This is a genomic window from Streptomyces sp. NPDC059743 (genome assembly GCF_042732975.1).
Classification (GTDB): Bacteria; Actinomycetota; Actinomycetes; order Streptomycetales; family Streptomycetaceae; genus Streptomyces.
Window position 1 is genome coordinate 243,855 of record NZ_JBHWGS010000012.1, and the last position, 18,079, is coordinate 261,933.

An 18,079-nucleotide genomic window follows, 5' to 3' on the forward strand; every position below is an offset into this window, starting at 1 on the left:
GGTAGCGGTCGAGACGCTTTCCGTCATGCCCGGGCCACTGTCCAGATGCGGATGATCTCCGCCGACGGCCAGGACGCCAGCGCCCAGGACATCGCCGATCAGGCGGGGCTGCCCCTGGACGTGGCCGAGCGGGCGGCCCGCGGGGAGCTGGACACGGCAGTGGGGGCGTGCGAGGACATCGATCACAGTCCGCTCAGCGGCGGCAGCCTGTGCCAGGTGTCGTTCCTCTTGTGCTTCGCCTGCCCGAACGCGTTGGCCACTGCGCGGCACCTTCCGCGGATCGTCTACCTGTTCCGGGCCATGGAGGCTGTGCGGGCCGCGGTGCCGACGGCGGTCTGGAAGACGGACTGGAAAGCTCACCACCGCCGCGTGGGCGACCTGTTGGAACAGCACACCGACCTCGGCCAGCACTCCGGCCTGCTGCAGGCACTGACAGAGCTGGACCGCAGCCTCATCGATCGCCTGCTGGAAAGGAAACTCGACCCGTGAGCAGCAGCACGTCCGTCCAAGGGGCCGTGGGCCTCGTTAACCCTGGTCCGACGACTCCGGTAGTGCCGGCGCATCGGTTGCGGCCGGGACTACGCGCGGAGGAGGTCTGCCTCTTCGGCCACCTGCGGTGGGAACTGGCCCATCTGGAGCACAAGGACATCACCAGTACCAAGGCGTTCTTGTGGTCGAACTTCCCGGAGGCGCTGCGGAACTCTTTCAAGCGGATCGCCTGGGCGTTGATCAACATTCCCACCCCCGACGTGCTCCACGCGCGCCTGGGCTCTCGGTCGCGTGCGGTGATCTCAGCGAGTTGGGTCATGACTGCCCTGACCGGGTTCCGCAAGTTCGCGAAGTGGCTCGAGAAGCGGGGCATCACGCAGATCGCCGAGATCGACCAGAGCGTGCTGTCCGAGTACGCCGGGTACTTGAGCGAGAAGGGGTGGACCGACCCTCATGACGAGCGGCAACTCTACGCCCTGACGCGGGTATGGGCCTATGCGCCATACCTGCTGCCCGGGGACCGGCTGGTGATGCCGCCCTGGGAAGACCCCGGCGCCGCCATCATTGACTTCCTCGACGACTTCCGCGGCGAGGTCGGCGAGAACAACGAGGTGGTTATTCACCCTGCCACCATGTCGCCCCTGATCATCTGGGCGGTCCGCCTTGTGCTCGATCTCGGTCCGGACATCGTCGACGCCTACCGTGCGTGGTATGCGCTGCGGGCCAAGACGTGCTTGGACCGCACGCCCGGCGAATACGACATCGTCCGCTCCCACTTGCTGCACCTGAAGGACACCGGCGGCAGCCTGCCCGGATACGTCGGGAAGCGGGGCGCGCACCTGATGGAGCACAATCGCACTCATTGGGGATCTTCGAGCCAGGGAGTCAACCGCCTTCTCCTAGCTGCGCAATTGGGGGTCACCACCGAGGTGGTCAATCAGGTCTTCTCGAAGGTGCCCGCGCGATGGCAGGCGCTTCCGGTGACAGACGGGTCTCCGCTGCCAGTCGCCGTGAACGGCCGGATCGACGGCGAGCCGTGGACCGACGCCATCGACTTCAACGAAGCACAGGAGCTCGCCGGGCACTTGATGACAGCCGCCATGATCACGATTGCCTACCTGTCGGGCATGCGTCCCGAGGAAGTGCTGCACCTGGAACGCGGGTGCTCGAGCAAGGAGGAGATCGAAGGGGAGGACGGTGCCGTTCGCCACCGGATCAGCGGGCTGCACTTCAAGGGAGTGACCGACAAGGACGGCAACACCAAGCCCCGTGGTGAGGTTCGCCCCGAACCGTGGACGGTCATCGAAGTCGTCGCTCGCGCCGTGAAGGTCATGGAGCAACTCCACGACGAGCGGCTGCTGTTCCCCCGGTCCATGGCCGTCCGCACCTGGGAGCCGGCCGAGCGCCAACTGCCCGCGGAGGGACTGATGCCCGCCAGGTTCATCGATCGCATCAAGACGTTCATCGCATGGGCCAACAAGACCGCCTCCCGGCTGGATCGCAACCACGAGGTTATCCCGGCCGACCCTCACGGCCGGATCAACATGCGCCGCCTACGGCGGACCGTAGCTTGGTTCATCTACCGTCGGCCCGCCGGGCGCATCGCTCTTGGCCTGCAGTACGGCCATGTCGCAACCTCCATGGCCGAGTCGTACGGTGGGCGTACCAAGACCGACATGCTCGACATCCTCGACTTCGAGAAGACCTTGGCCCTGGCGGATACCCTCGCAGAAGCCAGCGACCGCATCACCTCCGGGGAGAAGATCAGCGGCCCGGCCAGACCTGCGGCCACCACGGATCGCGAGTTCTCGACGACCCGCTCGTCGCGGCGCAGATAGTGCTCCTCCTGCACACGTCGGCTGTTGTGGCGAGGCCGCTCGTACAGCACCTGAGCGGTATGGCGCAGCAGCCGTCGGTTGAGCCGACGGCCCAGGTCGGCCAGCTCTTGCTCCCCCCACGCGTCGACGGCATCGGCCAATCCGACCGAGGCGTTGCTCCACATCGGGTGACGCGCCCCACGCGACCACAGCAGCAGATCACTGGGCCGTCCGAGCAGCTCCAGGGTGCGCCGGGCCTGGGCAGTCATGGCGATGATCTGCCGCATCGCCTGGCCCGGTGAACCTTCGCCCACGTCGACCAAGTTGCTGCTGGAGTGCCGTGCCCGGCCGCGGCGGGCCTTGTCGGTGTCCATGCGATGGATCGCGGGCTCGGCCTCGTCCGCGTCCGCGTTCGGCCACTGGTCAGGCACTGTCAGTTTCTCGAGCACTGACCCATTCCAGCCCTCGTGGCATACCAGGAGCACCGCGGCGGCGCCCTTCTCGCTCACCGAAGGAAACAGCTGCATTACGGCCGTCTGCATACTCCATTCGCCGAGCTGGCGGCGGCACTCGTTCTTGGCCCAATGGCGCACTGTGCTGCCGTCGGGGAAACGCGGCACGTCGCCGGTGCGGGCCAGGTGATCCAGGTACTCACCCCACAGGGCATCCGGATGCTCGGTGATCTCGCCGGCCCTCCAGCGCTCCAGGAGCGCGAGATTGGTGGCGATGCGTTGCTCGGCACGGCGCACCGTGTGCGCAGCGACCTGCCGCACACGTTTCATCTCAGTGCCGGTCAGGCTCTTCTTGGGCTTAGCCGCGACGAACCGGCGGCGCTTGGTCATCGCAGCGGCCGCCGCTGAGGGCACGCCGGGAGCCTTCCGTAGCAGGACGGACAGGTGCTTGGCCCGGAAGAATCCGCCCGGTGCCTCGGCCCACGCCCTCCAGATCTCCGCGGTCAACTCGGACAGGGACTGCACGGGCGGCTCCACCTCCGCCATCGTCCGAAGGAAGTGCCGCACGCTCCTGTCGTAGCTGGTGCAGGATGCCTCGCTGTTCCAGTGCGCGCGGGCCTGCCGGGCGAAGGCCGCGGCCACCTCGCGCCGCAGTGTCTGCGAGCCTGGCAGCACGGAGTAGTCGTAGGTCCCCAGGTCCTCACCTTTCTCACCGAGGGGGCGCACCACCAGACCCGATGCATCGACGATCTCGCGCCGCCGGTAGCCGGTAGGCGGGAGCGGAGCCCGCCGTCCCGTCGGGCTCATACGGCATCCAAGATCAGGCCGGTGCGCCGGGCCAGCTCGGTGAACCAGGCACTGTTGCCGGGGTTGTCCTCGTCGTTGAGCAGGCCCTCGATCTGCAGACCGCGGACCGGCTCGAGGTAGATCTCCCGCGTCGTTACCTCGGATTGATGGCCCAGCAGATCCTTGACCATCGTCCATACGCTGCCGTACGCGTCCTCGTAGTCCCTCCGCTGCTCGGGAGTCAGCCCGAGACGTCGGTCCAACGCGTGGTGCAGGTGCACGAGAACGCGCAATGCCATCGAATGACGCAGCATCTTCGGCGTCGCGTACACCTTCAGGCCCTGGCTCTTGCACCGCACGCTGGCTCGCTTGAAGACCTTCGTCCAACTCTTGTGGTGCATCGGCATGCCGGTCTCGGTCAGCCACAGCATCGCGGGCTCCAGGCCGTCGAGCCCCTCAACGAACATCCGTAGGCGCTGCGCGACGGTGACTTCATCCACGTGCGCCTCGAGCGTGCGGCCCGCCTCATCGCTCCACCGAAGGACACGGCGGTCGTCGGAGATCTCTCTCAGCAGCAGCCGGCCCTCCACTTGGTCATAGAGTCCGCGCCTGTGTGCTTTGCGGACTACCGCGTCGCGGGTGCCGATCCGATACAAGTCGGTCTGCTGGAGCGCTGGTTCGCTGACGTAGTAGAAGCGCCCGGCCCGCTTGGCCACCTCCTTGGCGACCCAGCCTGAGCGGTAGCGGCGAGTAGCGAGGTTCTCCAGGGGAGGCAACTCCCAGGTCAGTAGTGAGCCGACTTCCCGCCTGCGCAGCCCACTTGAGTAGGTGTAGTCGGCGAACGCCACGTCGCGGCCGTCGTTCCGGCCCGGCCAGCTCGGGTTCTCCAGCCCGCTGCGAAACATCCCTCCCAGACCTACGTCCCGCCACAGCCGATACCCGCGCGGCGAGAGCCACTTCACGTTCGAGCTGCGCACATCTGTGGGTGCAAGGTCCGCAACCTCGACCGTGCCGCCGTCCGGCGTGCTCACGGTGTGCGTCAGCACCGGCGAGTGATCCACGAACCCCAGACTCTTAGCGATCTTGCAGAAGAGGCCGAATGCGGCCAACTCCCGTTCCCACTTCGCCCCTCCGATCCGCCGGGGGTTTCCTTCGTCGCGTCGGCGCCAGTCCTCCCAGTCGTCGAGGTCCTCGTCTGTGGCCTGGTCCCACCTCACTCCCCGTTGCCACAGGAAGGTGAAGAACAGCCGGTAGTCCGGCGCATATGTCTCCTTCGTGCCATCCGCCTTCCTCGCGAAATCACGGTGTCGGAAGATCTGGCTCAGCCGAGGATCGGACCGGCCTGTGGGATCGATCAGAATTGGCTGCCCGACTCGGATCTTGAGGGCCCGCTCGCGCTCGGCCAGGTCTCTCCAACCGTCGAGAACGTCCATTCCGGCCCCGTCCGGTTCGCCGCCAGCACCCACCCAAAACAGCCGCCACTCGCTCACAACTCAGTCCGTCCCCTGCGCAACACGACCTCCAGCAACACGGGGACCGTACACAGAAGCTGGAGTCGCCCGGCCAGCAGGATCTGTTGTCGCGGCTCCAGCCGCGGTATGTGCAGGACGTCATCGCCGACATCAGTCTCTTCCGTCCGGGCCCGGTCGCCGGAGGAATGCCCGAGCGGTATATCGCCGCACGTCATGGCGGTACACCGGACTACGCCCATCCGGACCTCGAACCGGTGCTCGCCGACACCTACGGTGTGACCATCTGGCACGAGCAGGTCATCGAGACGCTGCATGTGATGACCGGGTGCGACCGGGCGATGGCCGAGATCGCCCGGCGCGCGCTCGGTGACAAGGACCGGCTGCCCAGGATCGAGGACTGGTTCCACCGTCAGGCACGCGCTCGCGGTTACAGCACGGCGGTCCGGGACGAGGTGTGGAAGACCGTCGAGGCCTTCGGCGCGTACGGCTTTGCCAGGGCGCACGCGGTCGCTTTCGCCGTGCCCGCGCTGCAAAGTGCCTGGCTGAAGGCTCACTACCCGGCTTTTCTACTGGCCGGGCTGCTGGAGCACGACCCAGGGATGTGGCCCAAGCGTGTCATCGTCGCCGACGCCCGCCGACGCGGTGTCCCGGTCCTGCCCGTCGACGTCAACAGCTCCACGACGAAGCACACCGTGGAGCGGCTCGACGAGGCGCGGACCGACGTGGAAGGGACCGACGGGGAAGGGACCGATGAGGAACAGACCGACGGGGAGCGTTGGGGAGTACGGCTCGCTCTGTCCGGGGTGCGCGGCATCAGCGCGGACGAGTGCGCACGCATCGAGGCAGGGCAGCCGTACGAGTCCCTGTCGGACTTCTGGCAGCGCGCTCACCCCAGCCGGCCGGTCGCCGAACAGCTCGCGGAGATCGGGGCGCTGGGCACGCTGCACGACGGACGGCTCACCCGACGGGACCTGCTGCTCCAGATCACCGAGCTGCACCGGCAGTCCCGTACCCGCAATGCCGGCGAGGGGCAGCTACCGCTCACCGCCGAGATGATCGGCGGTGAGCCCGCGGGGCTGCCGGAGATGACCGGGCGCGAGGCCCTCGGCGCGGAGCTGCACACCCTCGGGATCGACGTCTCCCGGCACCTCATGGACTACCACCACCGGCTGCTGCGGGAACTCGGCGCGACCGACGCCGCCCACCTGGCCGAGCTGCCGGCCGGGCACCAGGTCCTGGTGGCCGGAGTCCGCTCCGCGACCCAGACGCCGCCGATCGCCAGCGGCAAACGCGTCATCTTCGTCACCCTGGAGGACGGCTCCGGCCTGGTCGACCTCGCCTTCTTCGAGGACTCCCACCCGGCGTGCGCGCACACCGTCTTCCACTCCGGGCTGCTGCTGGTGCGCGGTACGGTCCAGGTCCGCGGCACCCGCCGCACCGTCGTCGGCACCATGGCCTGGAACCTGGAAGAACTCGCCGCCGTCCGGCGCGACCACGGCCCTGAAGCCGCGCTGAGACTCCTCGGCGCCGCCCGCCCCCACACCACCCCCGCCGAACCGTCCCGCACCCTGGCCAACAGCCCCACCGGCGCCCGCCTTCATCCCTATGCGGATCTTCAGCCGGCCGGCTCCCGCACCGCTGACCTGCGCAAGCTGGGCCACCGCAGCCCGGGAAGTGCGGGATGAGCAGCCGGGTCCGGCGTCGTCATCACATCGCCCATCTCCACCTGCACGGCGACCTCTCCGCAGACCGGTACGACAAGGCCCTCACACTGCTGGCCGACATCACCCCCCACGTCCAGCCCTTCCCTCCGGACGCCGTCCAGCTCGACCTGGCCTCCGCACTCCGGTACTTCGACAGGACCCCGTACGACCTGATCCAGATGGCACAACTCAGACTCATGGGCCACTTCGGTATCGAAACCAGTGCGGGGCTGGCCGGGAACCAGATGCTCGCCGCAATGGCCGCCGCGGCCTCCGCACCCGGGGAGACCACGCATGTGCGGGCCGGGCTGGAAACCGGCTGGCTACGGCCCTTCCCGGTCAGCGCGCTGCCCGGAATCGGCCAGGCAACAGCCGCGACCCTCGGCACGTACGGCCTCCACACCATCGGCCAGGTCGCCGACACCCCCGCCGCCACCCTGCAACGGATCCTCGGCGCCGCCCCCGCCCGGCTGCTCGCCGACCACGCCCGCGGCCACGACCCCCGTCCGCTCACCCCAGCCGAACCCGCCGCCCACCTGACCGCCGAACTCACCCTGGACCAGGACTGCCTCGACCCGGCCCGCCACCACACCGCCGTCCTCAGCCTCACCGAAGAACTGGGCATACGGCTACGCACGGCCGAGCAGGTCACCGCCCGGCTCACCCTCACCGTGCGGTACGCCGACCGCAGCACCACCACCCGCACCCGCACACTGCCCGAACCCACCGCACACTCACCCCTACTGGCCACCACCGCCCTCGGCATCCTCGCCGCCCTCGGCCTGCAACGCGCCCGGGTCCGCAACTACAGCCTGCGCGCCGACCAGCTACGACCCGCCGCGCACGCCCACCACCAGCTCACCCTCGACCCGTCCGACACCCGCGCCCACGCCGCCGAAGCCGCCGCCGACCAGGCCCGCCACCGCTTCGGCCGCACCGCGGTCACCCCGGCCACATTGAGCCGGAACGGGACGAACACGCGTAATGCGAGACGGAAACAGAACCGCTTACAAAGGCATGGACCGGTTCCGCTGCTGGGCCTCCGCATAAGCCATGAACCGACCGTACTCGACCGACGCCGCCCACCAGTCGCCCACCAAAACGGAAGAAGGACCCCTTCTGATCTACGTTTCCGCAGGTCAGAAGGGGTCCGCGAGAGTGGAGCCTAGGGGAGTCGAACCCCTGACATCTGCCATGCAAAGACAGCGCTCTACCAACTGAGCTAAGGCCCCGGGACGGGTGTCGGGTACGGGCGAGCGGTTGTGCGTGGCTCGTCCTTCGCCGGGGACCAGAGTACCGGGTGTTCCCCGGGATCCCGCAAAAGGATTGGGACTCCCCGTGCGCGACCACGCTCCGTAAGATGCCCCACGAGGTTCGCAGCAGCGAAGCTGCTGCGATGGGGAAGCGATGGGGAGACGCACATGGACGCCGCACAGCAGGAAACGACTGCGAGAGCCAGAGAACTCCAGAGAAGCTGGTACGGAGAGCCGCTGGGGGCGCTCTTCCGCCGGCTCATCGACGATCTTGGCCTGAACCAGGCCAGGCTCGCCGCCGTCCTCGGGCTGTCCGCGCCGATGCTCTCACAATTGATGAGCGGTCAACGCGCGAAGATCGGCAATCCGGCGGTCGTCCAACGCGTCCAGGCATTGCAGGATCTGGCCGGTCAGGTCGCGGACGGCAGCGTCAGCGCGGGAGAGGCCACCGACCGGATGGAGGAGATCAAGAAGTCGCAGGGCGGCTCGGTCCTCACCGGTACCAGTCAGACGACGACGAACAGCTCGGGCGCGCCGACCGTGCGCCGGGTGGTCCGCGAGATCCAGTCCCTGCTGCGGTCGGTCGCGGCGGCCGGCGACATCATAGATGCGGCGGACTCCCTCGCACCGACCCAGCCCGAACTGGCAGAGTTCCTCAGGGTCTACGGCGCCGGGCGCACCGCGGAGGCGGTCGCCCACTACGAGGCGCACCAGAGCTAGCAGCGGAGCGGGGCCCGGAGGCGGCGGGCCGCCGGACGAGACGACTGGGAGCGAGCGCGGCGCAATGGGTGAGGTCTTCGCGGGGCGGTACGAGCTGATCGACCCGGTCGGACGCGGTGGTGTCGGCGCCGTCTGGCGTGCCTGGGACCACCGGCGCCGACGCTATGTGGCGGCGAAGGTCCTCCAGCAGAGCGACGCGCACACTCTTCTCCGCTTCGTCCGGGAACAGGCGCTCAGAATCGATCATCCCCATGTCCTCGCTCCGGCAAGCTGGGCCGCCGACGACGACAAGGTGCTGTTCACCATGGATCTGGTGAGCGGCGGATCGCTGGCGCATCTCATCGGTGACTACGGACCGCTGCCGCCCCGCTTCGTCTGCACCCTGCTCGACCAACTGCTGTCCGGGCTGGCCGCGGTGCACGCGGAGGGCGTCGTGCACCGCGACATCAAACCGGCCAACATCCTGCTGGAAGCCACCGGTACGGCCCGGCCGCATCTGCGGCTCTCCGACTTCGGCATCTCCATGCGCAAGGGAGAGCCGCGTCTGACGGAGACCAACTATGTGGTCGGTACGCCCGGTTACTTCGCGCCCGAGCAGTTGACGGGCGCCGAGCCCGACTTCCCCGCCGATCTCTTCGCGGTCGGTCTCGTCGCGCTCTATCTGTTGCAGGGTCAGAAGCCGGATTCCAAGGCCCTGGTCGAGCTCTTCCTCGCCCATGGCACGCCCGGGGCGCCGCAGGGCATTCCCGAGCCGCTGTGGCAGGTCCTGGCGGGCCTGCTCCAGCCCGACCCGCACGCACGGTTCCGTACGGCCACGGGCGCGCGCAAGGCGCTGACGTCGGCCGTGGAACTGCTGCCCGAGCCGGACATCGACGACGAACTGGTCGAGGTCTTCGACCAGATCGGGCCGCTTCCCTCCGCGTTCGGCCCCGACGGGCCCGTCATGGAGCCGCAGCCGGCCGTCCGGCCGGAGACCAGGCGGCCGGCAGCCTCCCGGACAGACCCGAACGCCGGCCCGCGCTCAGCCCCGCACTCCACCCCGTACGCAGGACCGCAGACGGGCCCGCAGACAGGCCCGCACGCCGCCGATCCGTACGCCGATCCCCGCGCGGCCCTCGGGACCGGCGGCCAGATGTCCGTACCGCAGCCGCCCTCGTCGCCTCCCCCCACCACGCCCGTCACTCCGACTCCCACCCCCACCTCCATGTCGGAGACCGGCAGCTTCCATCTCCCCCCACCGCCCGACCGCAGCCAGGAGCAGCCACAGCAGCAGGCTCAGCCGCAGCAGCCCGAGCCACGACGGCAGACTCCCGCGCCGCCGCATCCGCACCCGGTGCAGCCGTCCACTCCCCCCACCCCCATGCCGGCGCATCAGGTCCCGCCCTTTCACCCGCAGCCGCCCGACCTCTCCCAGGCCCGGACAGAGGCGGTCTGGCACGAACAAGGCCACACTCGTCCGTACACCGCTCAGAGCCCGCAGGTTCCGCTTCAGCCGCAGCCGCAGCCGGTTCCGCAGGAGCCCGTGGCGGTGCGCGCTCCGGCTCACCATGGGCCCAGGAAACGGCCGGGACCGCCCCCGAAGGTGGCGGTCCCGGTACTGCTGGTGGCGCTGGCCTGCTTCACGGTCGGCTTCTGGGCGCTGACCCAGATCTGACCGCCGTCCTTGCCCCTTGCCGCCCCCTTGCCGCCCTTCCCGCTACCAGGCCGAGGGCGGCCCGTACGACTGCGTCGGCGGCGTGTGCTGTGTCGGCACCTCCACCGTGCTCGTCCCCGGCCCAGCGCCCATCCCCGGGCCGGGCCCCCGGCCCGCGCGCCGCCGCGCGAGCAGCGTCCATACTCCGAGCCCCAGCACCAGCACCGTGCCCGCGCCGATCCCGCCCGCCGCGACCAGCACCATCCTGCCGTCGCTTCCCGTACCGCCCGGACCGCCCGCGTCGCCGTCACCGTCGCCCACCGCGAAGTCGCCCGCGGGCCCGTCGTACTCCGGTCCGCCGGTGGCCTGGCCCTCGATGTTCACCCGCATCGTCAGCCCGTACGGCCTGTTCCCGAACTCCTCGCCCACCTGCGGATTGAGACTGACCCTCAGGTAGTACCAGCCGGCGAACCGCATCTCCTTGTCTCCCACACGGGAGCCGAAGCGGTTCTCGTACGCCACCGGCGGCAGCGGATCGAGCGCCGTGGTCTTCTGCCTGCCGTTGTACGACATCGCGCCGGTGCTGTCGACGAGTCCTCGCGCCGGGTTGTAGAGCGACATGGCCAGAGCGCCGGTCACAAATCCTCTGCCCTCGGAGCTGCCCAGATCGGCGCCGGCGAAGAGCTGCTGTCCCCAGCCCACCGGCACCTTGTAGAAAAGCGATTCGCCCGGCTCGATCCGCGCCGTCCACTCGCCGTCGGCCAGCCCTTCGGCGTCGAAGAAGCTGGTGCCGCCCTGCCGCTCCTGCGGCACGCCGTCGGCCGGTCCGGGAGAGGCGCTCGGCCACTCCGAAGGCGCCTCGGACGGAGACGGACCGGCCGCCACGAGTCCCGGCTCGGAGACATGGCGGATCTCCAGCTCCCACGGCTCGGGCGTGGAGGTGTCCGCGCTGGTCCGCTCGATCACGACGTAGTACGGGCCGGCCTCCTGGCAGGAGTACGCGCCGGCCTCGATCATCCGGTAGGCATAAGCCGCGAGCGGTCTGGGAAACCGGCCGGCCGAGCCGAACTGCGCGTCATTGGAGCTGCAGTCACTGCCCTGGCGGTCCTGGAGCGAAACCTTGATCTTGTCCCCGTAGGCGACCGTCGTACCGAGCTGAGGCACGGCCACCGCCGAAACATAGGCGTTCGTCGTAGCGTCGAGATTCAGCCGGTAGACGAGCTTGTCGCCGGGCCGTATCGAGTCCCGGTAGGTGGCGCCCGGCTCCAGCGGCTCCGCGTCGCTCGTGGTCGCCGCTCCCGTGATCTGCCGCGCCTCGGGATCGAAGACATACGGGCTCGGCTCGCCGGCCGCCGCCCAGGACCGGTCCGGCAGCGCCACCACGGCACCGGCCGCCACCACGGCGCAGACCGCCGCCGCCACGCACATCGCCGCCGCCCCGGCCGACGCCGCCCGGCCCCTGCTGCGCTGCCACTTCACGCGCTTCCCCTCGCCCTCTCGGCCGTCCCGCGCCGCGGCGGGCGCGACGCGCGTCCATCCTGCCCCGGAGCTCCCGCCACTGTCCCCTCACACCGGCCCACCCACACGCTTTGCTCACGCAAGCGAACAATTCACGCCAGTGAACCCGCCGACCGACACCACACCGACCAACCGACCCGCAAAGCCCCCGGCAGCACGAAGCCCCGGCCGCTCGGCGGCCGGGGCTCCCGTTTCAGGACTGTTGGTCTCACACACCCGAACCTGCGGGCACGGAGTCGGTCGCCTCCGTCCACAGATCCTGCTCGGCGCGATCCGCCTGGATCTGGCGGTACACGAGGAGCCCGCCAATGGCGGCCAGTGCGATCAGGAGAAGCTTCTTCACCGCGCGACCTCGTCTTTCCTTGACGTAGGGGACTTCTGGCGCCCGACTATACACACCGACCGATACCGATCGGTGACCTGTCCGCAACCCAACTCGGGCCTTCATCAGGCAGAAAACACAGCCGGTCGAAAGGACTACGAAATGCAATCGGGCCCGTACGGAGGCGTTCCGTACGGACCCGATTGTCGCGGTGGGGCTAACAGGATTTGAACCTGTGGCCTCATCCTTATCAGGGATGCGCTCTAACCAACTGAGCTATAGCCCCGCGCTGCCCCTGAAGATTAGCGCACTCCAGGGCCAGCCCCAAAATCGATACCCGTCGCTCACTCGTCCTCGGCGAGCGTGAGCTCAACACCGCCCACGAAGCCCGCCGACAGGTTGTAGATGAAGGCTCCGAGCGTCGCCAGCGCCGTCGCCAGAACCACATCGATCACCGCGATGACCGACGTGAAGATAAGCACCCGCGGCAGCGAGAGGAACGACTGGAGATCGAAGCCGTTGCTCTCGTTCGAGCCCGTGGCCTCGCTGATCGTTCCGCCGACCGTCGAGAAGACGCCCATCGCGTCCATGACCATCCACAGCACCGCGGACGCGACGACCGTGCAGACGCCCAGTGCGATGGAGAGCAGGAAGCTCACCTTCATCACCGACCACGGATCGGCCTTCGCCACCCGCAGCCGGGCCTTGCGCGTACGCGGAGTCGTCCGCGCGCCCGTCCTCGGACGGCGTACGGCCGAGGTCGTGGCCGCGCCGCCGGCCAGAGGCCCGGACGCCCCGGTCATGCCCGGGGATGCCCCGGTCATGCCCGGCTGTTGTCCCTGCTGTCCGCCCTGCGTTCCCCCGCCGGGCGAGGGATACGCCTGCGGCGGGTGATACGGCTGCGCGGTCGGCTGCGACTGCTCAGCGCCATAGCTTTCGTACGGGGGCGTGTGCCCCCGGGTATCGGTCACCGTTACCCCCTGGGAGTCCGTGGCAGGGCCACGGGCAACGTTCGCTCCGGAAGCGGCCGATCCGGCGCCCGTGGCTCCACTCACGCTCTACTCCTCGTGCTCCCCGGCCGAGGGCGGATTGCCCTCGGCGACGACCTCGGCCGTACCCGCCTCATCGGTCCCCGGGTCATCGGTCCCGTCGACCTCTTCCGCCTCGCGGCCGGCCTCGGCATTACGCGCGATACCGACGACGGCATCGCGCTTGCCCAGATTGATCAGTTGGACGCCCATGGTGTCACGGCCCGTCTCCCTGACTTCGTTGACTCGCGTGCGAATCACACCGCCGCCGAGGGTGATGGCAAGGATCTCATCCGTTTCCTCGACCACCAGCGCGCCGACGAGCGATCCGCGGTCCTCCACAATCTTGGCGGCCTTGATTCCGAGGCCACCACGACCTTGGACGCGATACTCGTCCACGGCGGTTCGCTTCGCGTACCCGCCATCTGTAGCGGTGAACACGAACGTACCGGGCCTGACGACATTCATCGACAGCAGTTCGTCGCCTTCGCGGAAACTCATCCCCTTGACACCCGATGTGGCTCGCCCCATCGGACGCAGGGCATCGTCCGTAGCGGTGAACCGGATCGACTGGGCCTTCCTGCTGATGAGCAGCAGATCGTCCTCGGCCGACACCAGTTCGGCGCCGATCAGCTCGTCGTCGGCACCCGCCTCGGTCTCCCGGAGGTTGATCGCGATGACACCGCCCGCACGGGGCGAGTCGTAGTCCTTCAGAGGGGTCTTCTTCACCAGACCCGCCTTGGTCGCCAGAACCAGATACGGCACGGCGTCATAGTCCCGGATCGCCAGGATCTCGGCGATCCGCTCGTCCGGCTGGAAGGCCAGAAGATTGGCCACATGCTGACCCCGGGCGTCGCGGCCCGCGTCCGGCAGCTCGTACGCCTTCGCGCGGTAGACCCGGCCCTTGTTCGTGAAGAACAGCAGCCAGTGGTGGGTCGTGGAGACGAAGAAGTGGTCGACGATGTCGTCTTCCTTCAGCTTCGTACCCCGTACGCCCTTGCCGCCGCGCTTCTGCGAGCGGTAGTCGTCCGTCTTCGTACGCTTCACATAGCCGCCACGCGTGATGGTGACGACGATGTCCTCCTCGGCGATCAGGTCCTCGATGGACATGTCACCGTCGAAGGGCACCAGCTTCGAACGCCGGTCGTCGCCGAATTTGTCGACAATGACGGCCAGTTCCTCGCTGACGATCCGGCGCTGCTTCTCCGGCGAGGCCAGGATCGCGTTGTACTCGTTGATCTTCTGCTGGAGCTCGTCGTGCTCCGCGACGATCTTCTGCCGCTCCAGGGCCGCCAGCCGGCGGAGCTGCATCTCCAGGATCGCGTTCGCCTGGATCTCGTCGATCGCGAGCAGGCCCATCAGGCCCGTACGCGCGGTCTCGACCGTGTCACTGCGCCGGATCAGCGCGATGACCTCGTCGATCGCGTCGAGCGCCTTGAGCAGACCGCGCAGGATGTGCGCCCGCTCCTCGGCCTTGCGCAGCCGGAACCTCGTCCTGCGGACGATGACCTCGATCTGGTGCGTCACCCAGTGGCGGATGAACGCGTCCAGGGAGAGCGTGCGCGGCACGCCGTCGACCAGCGCCAGCATGTTCGCGCCGAAGTTGGTCTGAAGATCGGTGTGCTTGTACAGGTTGTTCAGTACGACCTTGGCGACCGCGTCCCGCTTCAGTACGACGACCAGCCGCTGGCCCGTACGTGAGGACGTCTCGTCGCGGACATCCGCGATGCCGCCGATCTTTCCGTCCTTGACGAGATCGGCGATCTTCTGCGCGAGATTGTCCGGATTGGTCTGGTACGGAAGCTCCGTGACCACCAGGCACTGACGGTTCTGGATCTCCTCGACCTCGACCACCGCGCGCATCGTGATCGAACCGCGGCCCGTGCGGTACGCGTCCTCGATGCCCTTGCGGCCCACCACCAGCGCGCCGGTCGGGAAGTCGGGGCCCTTGATCCGCTCGATCAGCGCGTCGAGCAGCTCCTCGTGCGTGGCCTCCGGGTGCTCCAGCGCCCACTGCGCACCGGCCGCGACCTCCCGCAGATTGTGCGGCGGGATATTCGTGGCCATACCGACGGCGATGCCGGCCGAGCCGTTGATCAGCAGATTCGGGAACCGCGCCGGCAGGACCGTCGGCTCCTGGTTACGGCCGTCGTAGTTGTCCGTGAGGTCGACGGTGTCCTCGTCGATGTCCCGGAGCATCTCCATCGACAGCGGCATCATCTTGCACTCGGTGTACCGCATGGCCGCGGCCGGGTCGTTGCCCGGAGAACCGAAGTTGCCGTTGGAGTCCACCAGCGGCATCCGCATCGACCACGGCTGCGCCAGCCGGACGAGCGCGTCGTAGATCGAGGAGTCGCCGTGCGGGTGGTACGTACCCATGACGTCACCGACGACGCGGGCGCACTTGTAGAAGCCCTTCTCGGGCCGGTAGCCGCCGTCGTACATCGCGTACAGCACACGCCGGTGGACGGGCTTGAGACCGTCCCGTACGTCGGGCAGCGCGCGCGACACGATGACGGACATCGCGTAGTCGAGATACGAGCGCTGCATCTCCGTCTCGAGCCCGACCGGCTCGACGCGCAGGGCCAGGCCCTCCACGGCGGTGGCGGTCTCCGGGGCGCCGGGCTCGGGGACGGCGGGTGTGTCTGGGGTGTGAGGGGTGTTCTCGTCGGCCATTGCTGGTCAGTGTTCCTTTCGGCCTTTTCGCTTTCGGCCTTTTCGAATCCGTGAGCTGAGATCCGTGGGCTGGATCCGTCAGCTGTGACCGACTCAGATGTCGAGGAAGCGGACGTCCTTGGCGTTGCGCTGGATGAAGGAGCGCCGTGCCTCGACGTCCTCACCCATCAGCACCGAGAACAGATCGTCGGCCTGGGCGGCGTCGTCCAGGGTGACCTGGCCGAGCACGCGGTGGTCGATGTCCATGGTGGTGACCCGCAGCTCCTCGGCGTTCATCTCGCCCAGACCCTTGAAGCGCTGGATCGAGTCCTCGCGGATGCGCTTGCCGTTCTGCTTGCCCAGCTCGACCAGGGCGTCGCGCTCGCGGTCGGAGTACGCGTACTCGAAGTCGTCCCGGCCCCACTTGATCTTGTAGAGCGGCGGACGCGACAGATACACATGCCCGGCCTCGACCAGCGGACGCATGAAGCGGAACAGGAACGTCAGCAGCAGCGTGTTGATGTGCTGGCCGTCGACATCGGCGTCCGCCATCAGGATGATCTTGTGATAGCGGAGCTTCTCGATGTCGAAGTCCTCGTGCACACCCGTGCCGAACGCCGAGATCAGCGCCTGCACCTCGGTGTTCTGGAGGATCTTGTCGATCCGCGCCTTCTCGACATTCAGGATCTTGCCGCGGATCGGCAGGATCGCCTGGTACATCGGATTGCGGCCGGACTTCGCAGAACCGCCGGCGGAGTCGCCCTCGACGATGAAGATCTCGCACTTGGACGGGTCGTTCGACTGGCAGTCGCTCAGCTTGCCGGGCAGCGACGCGCTCTCCAGCAGGCCTTTGCGACGGGTGAGATCGCGTGCCTTACGGGCGGCGACCCGGGCCGTGGCGGCCTGGATCGACTTGCGGATGATGTCCGCCGCCTCGTTCGGATTGCGGTCGAACCAGTCCGTCAGATGCTCATGGACGACCTTCTGGACAAAGGTCTTCGCCTCGGTGTTGCCCAGCTTGGTCTTCGTCTGGCCCTCGAACTGGGGCTCGCCCAGCTTCACCGAGATGATCGCCGTCAGACCTTCGCGGATGTCCTCACCGGTGAGATTGTCGTCCTTCTCACGCAGGAACTTCTTCTCGCGCGCGTACCGGTTGACCAGACCCGTCAGAGCGGCCCGGAAGCCCTCTTCGTGCGTACCGCCCTCATGCGTGTGGATGGTGTTCGCGAAGGAGTACACGCCCTCGCTGTACTGCGCGTTCCACTGCATCGCGATCTCGACGGAGAGCAGCCGCTCCTTGTCCTCGGCCTCCACGTCGATGACCGTCGGATGGATCAGCTCGCCCTTGCGCGAGTTGAGGTACTTCACGAAGTCGACGATGCCGCCCTCGTAGTAGTACTTGACCGTACGGGCCAGCTCCTCCGCCGTGCCCTCGGCGGCGTCCGTGCCCGCGACATCGGCGCCGACGACGGCCTTGGCCGACTCGCGCTCGTCCGTCAGCGTCAGAGTCAGGCCCTTGTTGAGGAAGGCCATCTCCTGAAAACGGCGGGACAGCGTCTCGAAGGAGTACTCGGTCGTCTCGAAGATGTCCGGATCGGCCCAGAAGGTGACCGTCGTACCGGAGTCGCCCGTCTCCTCGTTGCGGAGCAGCGGGGCCGTCGGCACACCGAGCTTGTAGTCCTGCGTCCAGCGGTAACCGTCGGTCCTGACCTCGACCGCGACCTTCGACGACAGCGCGTTGACGACCGAGACACCGACGCCGTGCAGACCGCCGGAGACGGCATAGCCACCACCGCCGAACTTGCCGCCCGCGTGCAGCACCGTGAGCACGACCTCGACGGCCGGCTTGTTCTCGGACGGGACGATGCCCACCGGGATACCGCGCCCGTTGTCGATCACGCGTACGCCGCCGTCGGCGAGGATGGTGACGTCGATGGTGTCCGCGTGTCCCGCCAGGGCCTCGTCGACGGAGTTGTCGACGACCTCGTACACCAAGTGATGCAGTCCACGCTCACCGGTCGAGCCGATGTACATGCCGGGCCGCTTGCGGACCGCGTCAAGGCCTTCGAGAACGGTGATGGCACTGGCGTCGTACGAGGCGGTGACCTCGCCGTTCTCACCGGTGGCGGTGGACGGAGTCTTCTCATTGGGGTTGCCGGAATCGGCCACGAAGCGCCCTTTCTGGCACAGCACAGGCCGTTCTCCGAGCAAGCGGGACCGGCTGCGTCGTT

At 68.2% G+C, this 18,079-nt stretch carries 11 protein-coding genes, 2 tRNA genes and 1 pseudogene; 6 read left to right on the plus strand and 8 right to left on the minus strand.

Annotated features, from left to right (window positions below):
- Nucleotides 1–45 precede the first annotated feature (45 nt).
- Nucleotides 46–489 carry a hypothetical protein gene (locus ACFV6H_RS22715; protein ID WP_385544959.1) on the plus strand — a complete coding sequence of 148 codons (444 nt, stop codon included), beginning with the start codon at nt 46–48 and terminating at the stop codon, nt 487–489.
- Complete coding sequence (locus ACFV6H_RS22720; RefSeq protein WP_385544962.1) at nt 486–2,327, plus strand: hypothetical protein; 1,842 nt, start codon at nt 486–488, stop codon at nt 2,325–2,327. Before ACFV6H_RS22715 ends, ACFV6H_RS22720 begins: the two co-directional genes overlap by 4 nt.
- Before the next feature lie 1,234 nt (nt 2,328–3,561).
- On the opposite strand, the gene ACFV6H_RS22725 is transcribed toward ACFV6H_RS22720, so the two are convergent.
- Nucleotides 3,562–5,034 (minus strand): integrase, encoded by a 1,473-nt coding sequence (locus ACFV6H_RS22725; RefSeq protein ID WP_385544965.1) that lies wholly within the window; start codon nt 5,032–5,034, stop codon nt 3,562–3,564.
- 56 nt (nt 5,035–5,090) lie between these two features.
- Between ACFV6H_RS22725 and ACFV6H_RS22730 the strand changes: the two are divergent.
- Both ACFV6H_RS22730 and ACFV6H_RS22735 read left to right on the plus strand, forming a co-directional pair.
- Nucleotides 5,091–6,701 (plus strand): annotated as a pseudogene (locus tag ACFV6H_RS22730) (OB-fold nucleic acid binding domain-containing protein); the annotation flags it as partial.
- Complete coding sequence (locus ACFV6H_RS22735; protein ID WP_385544969.1) at nt 6,698–7,888, plus strand: ImpB/MucB/SamB family protein; 1,191 nt, start codon at nt 6,698–6,700, stop codon at nt 7,886–7,888. The pseudogene ACFV6H_RS22730 and the gene ACFV6H_RS22735, both read left to right, overlap by 4 nt.
- Here ACFV6H_RS22735 and ACFV6H_RS22740 read toward each other — a convergent pair.
- Nucleotides 7,879–7,951, minus strand: a tRNA-Ala gene (locus ACFV6H_RS22740). The genes ACFV6H_RS22735 and ACFV6H_RS22740 overlap by 10 nt on opposite strands.
- A gap of 189 nt (nt 7,952–8,140) precedes the next feature.
- On the opposite strand from ACFV6H_RS22740, the gene ACFV6H_RS22745 reads away from it, so the two are divergent.
- Nucleotides 8,141–8,692 (plus strand): DNA-binding protein, encoded by a 552-nt coding sequence (locus ACFV6H_RS22745; RefSeq protein ID WP_093602452.1) that lies wholly within the window; start codon nt 8,141–8,143, stop codon nt 8,690–8,692.
- Between the two features lie 64 nt (nt 8,693–8,756).
- Complete coding sequence (locus ACFV6H_RS22750; RefSeq protein ID WP_385544973.1) at nt 8,757–10,346, plus strand: protein kinase; 1,590 nt, start codon at nt 8,757–8,759, stop codon at nt 10,344–10,346.
- Nucleotides 10,347–10,388: 42 nt separating this feature from the next.
- Here ACFV6H_RS22750 and ACFV6H_RS22755 read toward each other — a convergent pair whose 3' ends face one another.
- From ACFV6H_RS22755 to gyrB, 6 genes are all read right to left on the minus strand, one after another.
- On the minus strand, nt 10,389–11,804 hold the full coding sequence (locus tag ACFV6H_RS22755; protein WP_385544976.1) for a hypothetical protein: 1,416 nt from the start codon (nt 11,802–11,804) through the stop codon (nt 10,389–10,391).
- A 247-nt stretch (nt 11,805–12,051) separates the two neighbouring features.
- Nucleotides 12,052–12,186, minus strand: a complete 135-nt coding sequence (locus ACFV6H_RS22760) for a DLW-39 family protein (protein WP_208857699.1) — start codon at nt 12,184–12,186, stop codon at nt 12,052–12,054.
- A gap of 191 nt (nt 12,187–12,377) precedes the next feature.
- Nucleotides 12,378–12,451, minus strand: a tRNA-Ile gene (locus ACFV6H_RS22765).
- Nucleotides 12,452–12,509: 58 nt separating this feature from the next.
- Nucleotides 12,510–13,136: a DUF3566 domain-containing protein gene (locus ACFV6H_RS22770; protein WP_385544979.1), complete on the minus strand. Its 627-nt coding sequence runs from the start codon at nt 13,134–13,136 to the stop codon at nt 12,510–12,512.
- 87 nt (nt 13,137–13,223) lie between these two features.
- Entirely contained in the window at nt 13,224–15,869 is a 2,646-nt protein-coding gene (gene gyrA, locus ACFV6H_RS22775) for a DNA gyrase subunit A (RefSeq protein ID WP_384987902.1), read from the minus strand.
- Nucleotides 15,870–15,962: 93 nt separating this feature from the next.
- Nucleotides 15,963–18,041 (minus strand): DNA topoisomerase (ATP-hydrolyzing) subunit B, encoded by a 2,079-nt coding sequence (gene gyrB, locus ACFV6H_RS22780; RefSeq protein ID WP_385544983.1) that lies wholly within the window; start codon nt 18,039–18,041, stop codon nt 15,963–15,965.
- Nucleotides 18,042–18,079 lie beyond the last annotated feature (38 nt).

Coding starts and splice junctions, on each gene's coding strand:
- ACFV6H_RS22735 (WP_385544969.1), top strand. CDS start 6,698: ATGAGCAGCCGGGTCCGGCGTCGTCATCACATCGCCCATCTCCACCTG.
- ACFV6H_RS22745 (WP_093602452.1), top strand. CDS start 8,141: ATGGACGCCGCACAGCAGGAAACGACTGCGAGAGCCAGAGAACTCCAG.
- gyrA (WP_384987902.1), bottom strand. CDS start 15,869: ATGGCCGACGAGAACACCCCTCACACCCCAGACACACCCGCCGTCCCC.
- ACFV6H_RS22750 (WP_385544973.1), top strand. CDS start 8,757: ATGGGTGAGGTCTTCGCGGGGCGGTACGAGCTGATCGACCCGGTCGGA.
- ACFV6H_RS22715 (WP_385544959.1), top strand. CDS start 46: ATGCGGATGATCTCCGCCGACGGCCAGGACGCCAGCGCCCAGGACATC.